1 protein-coding gene is annotated in these 756 nt (G+C 43.7%); it reads left to right on the top strand.

Features of this window, described 5'->3' with window-relative positions:
- Positions 1-139 precede the first annotated feature (139 nt).
- On the top strand, positions 140-756 hold a 617-nt coding region (locus tag DW835_RS17755), incomplete at its 3' end, for a transposase (protein ID WP_147353752.1).

Consider the following 756-nt stretch of genomic DNA (forward strand, 5'->3'; position numbering starts at 1 on the left):
GAGGGAGCTTTTCTTGTGTCATGACTGCAAAAATTATGTACTTACAAGCATATAAGAAGTAGTGAAAATGCCGTATTTACGGGACTTTTCACTACTTTTTTGGTATAATGAAAGTATCAAAATAAAGGCGGTGTTTCCTATGATGACACAGAATGCAGATAAGAAAAGAGAGCAGATTCAGATGTTCTGCATGGATGACCTTGTTCCGCAGGATCATCTGCTGCGCCTGATTGACCAGGCAATCGACTGGAGTTTTATCTATGATCTTGTGATCGATAAATACAGTGCAGACAATGGCCGCCCCAGCATGGATCCGGTCATGCTCATTAAAATTCCATTCATCCAGTATCTGTACGGCATCCGAAGTATGCGCCAGACAGTAAAAGAAATCGAAGTCAATGTCGCATACCGATGGTTCCTCGGTCTGGAAATGATGGACAAGGTTCCCCATTTCTCTACGTTTGGAAAGAATTATACCAGACGCTTTAAGGATACTGATCTTTTTGAACAGATCTTTTCCCGTATCCTGCAGGAATGCTATAAATACAGACTGATTGATCCTTCCGAGGTCTTCGTGGATGCCACCCATGTAAAAGCACGGGCAAACAGCAAAAAGATGCGGAAACGGATTGCAGATGAGGAAGCACTGTTCTTCGAAGAGCAGTTAAAGAAGGAAATCAACGAAGACCGGGAAGCGCATGGGAAAAAGCCTCTGGAAGAAAAGAAGGAAGATCCCAAAGATCCCCCCTCCTGTGG

It is taken from the genome of Clostridium sp. AM34-9AC (genome assembly GCF_003480225.1).
GTDB classification, from domain to species: Bacteria; Bacillota; Clostridia; order Lachnospirales; family Lachnospiraceae; genus Acetatifactor; species Acetatifactor acetigignens.